The organism is Burkholderia sp. WP9 (assembly GCF_900104795.1).
Lineage (GTDB): Bacteria > Pseudomonadota > Gammaproteobacteria > Burkholderiales > Burkholderiaceae > Paraburkholderia.
In genome coordinates, this window is record NZ_FNTG01000007.1 from 1 (window position 1) to 4,401 (window position 4,401).

At 60.4% G+C, this 4,401-nt stretch carries 9 protein-coding genes; 7 read left to right on the forward strand and 2 right to left on the reverse strand.

The genetic code is table 11. The annotated features are described in order from the left end of the window. From BLW71_RS41975 to BLW71_RS41460, 5 genes are all read left to right on the forward strand, one after another. A partial coding sequence (locus BLW71_RS41975) for a hypothetical protein (RefSeq protein WP_177205257.1) occupies positions 1–301 on the forward strand: 301 nt, incomplete at its 5' end. A 184-nt stretch (positions 302–485) separates the two neighbouring features. Next, the gene (locus BLW71_RS41980; RefSeq protein ID WP_177205258.1) at positions 486–746 is read left to right on the forward strand and encodes a hypothetical protein; all 261 of its coding nucleotides are present in this window, start codon (positions 486–488) and stop codon (positions 744–746) included. Continuing rightward, positions 743–1,222: a 3'-5' exoribonuclease domain-containing protein gene (locus BLW71_RS40620; protein ID WP_177205259.1), complete on the forward strand. Its 480-nt coding sequence runs from the start codon at positions 743–745 to the stop codon at positions 1,220–1,222. Before BLW71_RS41980 ends, BLW71_RS40620 begins: the two co-directional genes overlap by 4 nt. Before the next feature lie 617 nt (positions 1,223–1,839). Next, positions 1,840–2,361: a replication/maintenance protein RepL gene (locus tag BLW71_RS40625; RefSeq protein WP_091810518.1), complete on the forward strand. Its 522-nt coding sequence runs from the start codon at positions 1,840–1,842 to the stop codon at positions 2,359–2,361. Positions 2,362–2,531: 170 nt separating this feature from the next. Then, positions 2,532–2,912: a DNA-binding protein gene (locus tag BLW71_RS41460; protein WP_143048483.1), complete on the forward strand. Its 381-nt coding sequence runs from the start codon at positions 2,532–2,534 to the stop codon at positions 2,910–2,912. On the opposite strand, the gene BLW71_RS40630 is transcribed toward BLW71_RS41460, so the two are convergent. Further along, positions 2,902–3,225 carry a GIY-YIG nuclease family protein gene (locus BLW71_RS40630; RefSeq protein ID WP_091810520.1) on the reverse strand — a complete coding sequence of 108 codons (324 nt, stop codon included), beginning with the start codon at positions 3,223–3,225 and terminating at the stop codon, positions 2,902–2,904. The two genes, BLW71_RS41460 and BLW71_RS40630, sit on opposite strands and share 11 nt — an antisense overlap. A 142-nt stretch (positions 3,226–3,367) precedes the next feature. Here BLW71_RS40630 and relB point away from each other — a divergent pair, with 142 nt between their 5' ends. Continuing rightward, positions 3,368–3,565 (forward strand): type II toxin-antitoxin system RelB family antitoxin, encoded by a 198-nt coding sequence (gene relB, locus BLW71_RS40635; protein WP_091810524.1) that lies wholly within the window; start codon positions 3,368–3,370, stop codon positions 3,563–3,565. 37 nt (positions 3,566–3,602) lie between these two features. Further along, complete coding sequence (locus BLW71_RS40640; RefSeq protein ID WP_091810522.1) at positions 3,603–3,890, forward strand: type II toxin-antitoxin system RelE/ParE family toxin; 288 nt, start codon at positions 3,603–3,605, stop codon at positions 3,888–3,890. A gap of 7 nt (positions 3,891–3,897) precedes the next feature. Here the strand turns inward: BLW71_RS40640 and BLW71_RS41985 are convergent. Then, positions 3,898–4,401, reverse strand: a 504-nt coding sequence (locus tag BLW71_RS41985) for a KfrB domain-containing protein (RefSeq protein WP_177205260.1), incomplete at its 5' end; no start/stop codon positions are given.

A 4,401-nucleotide genomic window follows, 5' to 3' on the forward strand; every position in this document is an offset into this window, starting at 1 on the left:
CAAGCTTCTGGTGGGCGTGGCGCTCCTCGAAGCGGCGCAAAAAAATACTCATTTGCGCACCATGCTCAGGGAAGCTATCCGGGTCCTGAAACCGGCAGACCGGACGTTTCTGACCGAGCAATCAGCGCTGTGGGCAGAGTTCGAAGCGCAGGGGAAAGAAGAGAAGCCCGTCCCGCCCCAGCCTCGCTTCAGCGGCATGGAAAATCCCAACGATCGGCCTGTGCGGACAAGCCAGGATGAAATTGCGGACCATGTGACTCGCGCCGTTCAACGCATCAACAGCATGGACAAAAAACCATGAAAGCGTGCCCGAAATGCCATTGGCCGAAGCCCCGCTTTGGCTATGAGCGCCTTGCCGACCAGTTCTTCGTGCGATGCCCCGCGTGTGGCTTCACCGGCCTGGGCGCTAATTCGAGGGCAGTGGCCGAGGTTTTGTGGCAGACCGCCGACGCGCCGGACCAGCAGGGAAAACTGACGATCCCGCTATGAGCGAGAGCCTTTGCCGAGCCCGAGTCGTCTATGACTACCCCAAGGACGAGCTGGTGGGGACTGTGGTGGCGACCGGCGAAACCTTCGTGACCAGCGACCCGAAACAGATGGCGGAATGGCTGTTTGCCGCGGGCATCCGGCATGGTCAGGTGTCGATGCCGGACTGGCGCGAAGGGGACATTGCCCCAGCCACCGGCGACAAGATCGCGCTGCATCACCGCCTGGTTCAGCTTGGCCGACAGGAATCAGGCGAATGAGCGCTCAGAGGCCACGCAGTCCTTGGAAAACCCGCTATTTCCTCGATACCGAGTTCACGAGCTTCGAAGACTGCCACCTCATCAGCATCGGCATCGTGGGCGAGGATGGACGCGAGTTTTACGCGGAACGGACCGATTTCGACCAGAACGCGTGCAGCGACTTCACGAAAACCGTGGTTCTGCCCCAGCTGGGACAGTTTTTGGGGCGCTCGATACCGCTTCAGCAGCTTCGCGACGAGCTGCGCGCATGGTTTGAGGCCGTACCCAGCAAGCCTAAGCCCGTGCTGTCCTATGACTACCAGGGCGATTACGATCTGCTGGAGCAAACGCTGGGCGGAGGCCTCCCAGCTGGATGGCGCCACGAAAATATCGCCATGAAGGTCGACGCGGCGCGCTTGGCGGCGTATGTGGCTGAGCATGGTGGGGAACATCACGCTCTGTTCGATGCGCGCGCCAATGCTCATGCTTTCCGCTGATACATGCGTCGTAGGACCAAAGGCCTACGACGAAAGACCTACGCGGTACACCCGCGTCCCCGTGGACAGCCGGGGACAAGTCCCTTCGGACTTGCCCCCCGCCTGCCCACAGGGCCCCTCGCGGCGTTGAGCCTACGGCGTGACTCGCTCCGCTCGCCCAAATTGCACATACGTGCCCGAACCCACCCTTCTGCAAGCCATAGGAGGCGCGCAAACCGCTGGAAGGTTTCGCCCGGTGCCCACAGGCACCCGGTTGAGCGGCGGGCGGCCGTAGGCCGTCTGGCGCGATTTATCCGGGTCTTGGCGCTTTAGCGCCTAGACCGGTGCGCCAGAAGCGCTTGCGGACCCCCCTGGGGGCCGTCCAGCCGCCGGGAGGCGGCGTTCATGCCCCCTCTGGGGGCCTGAAGTCAAAAGCCACACCAACATATTAAAAAGGCCAAACATTCTGTGAAATGTGGTTCAAAGCCTTGCCAGTAAAGGAATACAGCGATTTTTAACCTGTGCAGCAGATTGCACAACGTTGTGCAATCTGACGACACTTTTGCAGTCAAAACAGCACGGTTTTGGAATTTCAATGGTATTCTGAGTGCACCAAAAAACATCTGTAGTGATTCAAAATGACCAATCTAACGCTTCCAGAGGATGACTCGCGCGGTCATGTTCAAGGCTGGCTTCAGGTCGATAAGAGAGCGCATCAGAAGATGTGGCAATTCGGCCTGAAGAACCCTACAGGGTTAGCCGTTCTACACTTCCTCACGTCCCGGCTGAACCGAGGGACGAACGGCGTCGTCATGAGTTACGCGGCGATGGCCCAAGCCATGGGCATCGCTGATAGAACAGCCAAAACGGCTATCGCGGCCCTCGCAGAGGCCAAATTCATCCAGATACTCAAGTCCGGCAAATCGAACGTCTACATCATCAATAGCCAGGTAGCGTGGCAAGGAAAACGAGGCGGCCGATTCGCCGCTTTCAATGCCGAAATCATTGTTGCTGAGACAGAACAGGCCGTTCCGGTGGACACCCTCATCGAGGAAAGCAAGGAACTGCAGACCGTGCCTCAACTCATGGAAGGCGAGCGCTTGCTAGTGGGCAATGAGGACATTGACCCGCCCGATCAACAGGAGATGGAACTCCCATGACTATGCGTCGCGACATACACCAACGCCGCGCCTATGCGTTGCACCGCTTGGGTCTCGCCGTAGATCGCCAAATCCGGGCGAAGACCCACGCCGAGAAAGAGCAGGCCACCCGCTGGGCCGCTGCGTGGGGCACGAAAACGGGCCTACGCCCGCTCCCGAAGGACTGAGCTATGGCGATAGTGTCGATTTCCGAAGCCGCCAGACTGGCCGGCAGGAGTCGCAAGACGATCCAGCGCTATGTCTCAGATGGGCGCATCTCGCTGTCGCAGCGTGACGCAGGGCGCAGCGGAATCGACACATCAGAACTGGTAAGGGTTTTCGGGGAACTGTCGCACCCTGCCCCTGCGCTGTCGCATGCGTCAGTGTCGCAGCCTGACGCACCCAATGTCCCATCCGATGTCGTAGCACTGCTGGCTACCTTGCAGGCCGAAAACGCCGTCCTCAAGGCACAGGTCGAAGCGCAGAACGCCAACCTGGCCGACCTGCGACAGTCCCTGCGACTTTTGGAGCATGTCCCAGCCAAACGGCGATGGTGGTGGACTAAAAAATAGACCTTGGTTCCTTCCCTCCTTCCTTCCTTGCTAGGTGCGTCCGGTTGTATCCAATAACAGGGTCACTGCTTCGAAGCGATCGAATGAACTCGCTCTCCATGCGACGTACCTCTTCCTTGCTTTCAGATTCGAAAAGAATCTGCTTACGCAAGGTCAAGTCGGAGAGCTCGGCTTTGCTGAAATCTTGCGCGACTAAGGCGTTGTCCCAGCTGCCGAAATAGCGCAACGAGTGGCCTAAGCCGCCCTCATCCTTGCCGACGTAGATTTTCCCGTTAGGAAAAGTGATCTTATAAACGACGTATTTGAAGTGCATTTAAAAGCCTCCGATGCTTAACCCTTATACTGACCGTGTTCCCGAAAGGGATTTTTGAGTCTCGCGCCGCTTCGGCGTTGAGGGAGCCAGGGCGACACAGCCAATGGTTGGTCGACCTGTAGCCCATAGCATCCCGGACGACATGCCTACTACCTTGTCCCCCATCGAATCGGAATTCGCCACGGTCGAAGAGGCCGAAGCGTACGACCGCTGGTTCCGCGCCAAGGTCCAGGCGTCCTTGGCCGATACGCGCCCGAACGTCCCGCACGATCAGGTGATGGCGGACATGGAATCCATCATCCGGGCGGCAGAAATAAAACGTGCGGCTAGACGGTCGTGACGGCTCACTAGAGCCATTACGACTGGATACCCACCACATGCTTTCCATCGAATGGCGCGCATCGGCGCGCGAAGACCTCGCCGACATCATCGGCTTCATCGCTGAACACAACCCGCAGGCTGCACGCCGCATGGCGGTGACCATCGAGTCATCGGTTCTGCCCGCAGCCGAGCACCCGTACCTGTTCCGTGCCGGGCGCGAGCCTGGCACGCACGAAATCGTTGCCCATCCGAACTACATCGTGGTCTACCGCGTCACCTCGACGGTAATTGAGGTCGTCGCTGTGGTGCACGCCCGCCAGCAGTACCCGAAACGGGACGAGTGACGCCGCGTTAGCCTAGCCCCGGCCCACGTCGCTTGACGCTGGCCGTCTGGACGCGCTCCTGTCCATCCTGGCCGTACTGGATACGCGGGCTCTCGCCCACCTCATACGGACGCAGTAGCTGGCGTCGGTCATGCAGCGTGGCCCAGTCCCGGCCCGCGTGCTGTGCGACGTGGAAGTCCGTTACCAGCAGGATGGTGCCGGGGTAGGGCTGTCCCGGCTTGGGCGTCTGCACGGTCGTATAACCTTTCCCTGCCAGCTCCGCCCGCACGGCAGAAGCATCGCGCGCGCGCAGCTCGTCCTCACTCGGCGCCGGCGTACTCGCAGGCTCCAATCCCTGCCGCGTGGCCGCCTCCGCGGCGCGCCCCGCCCGGAAGCGGGCCAGCGCTTCACGCGGAGAGGCAGGTACTTTGGCCGCAGCCTGCATCATCTGTCGCGTGCGCTCCTCGAGGGCGGTCCGGATATCGCCCGACAGGTCGATGATCTCGCTGCGCGTGGTCGCGTGAACCTCCGT

Excerpts from the sequence above, each read along its gene's own strand:
- BLW71_RS41980 (WP_177205258.1), top strand. The coding sequence starts at position 486 with ATGAGCGAGAGCCTTTGCCGAGCCCGAGTCGTCTATGACTACCCCAAG.
- BLW71_RS40620 (WP_177205259.1), top strand. The coding sequence starts at position 743 with ATGAGCGCTCAGAGGCCACGCAGTCCTTGGAAAACCCGCTATTTCCTC.
- BLW71_RS40625 (WP_091810518.1), top strand. The coding sequence starts at position 1,840 with ATGACCAATCTAACGCTTCCAGAGGATGACTCGCGCGGTCATGTTCAA.
- BLW71_RS41460 (WP_143048483.1), top strand. The coding sequence starts at position 2,532 with ATGGCGATAGTGTCGATTTCCGAAGCCGCCAGACTGGCCGGCAGGAGT.
- BLW71_RS40630 (WP_091810520.1), bottom strand. The coding sequence starts at position 3,225 with ATGCACTTCAAATACGTCGTTTATAAGATCACTTTTCCTAACGGGAAA.
- relB (WP_091810524.1), top strand. The coding sequence starts at position 3,368 with ATGCCTACTACCTTGTCCCCCATCGAATCGGAATTCGCCACGGTCGAA.
- BLW71_RS40640 (WP_091810522.1), top strand. The coding sequence starts at position 3,603 with ATGCTTTCCATCGAATGGCGCGCATCGGCGCGCGAAGACCTCGCCGAC.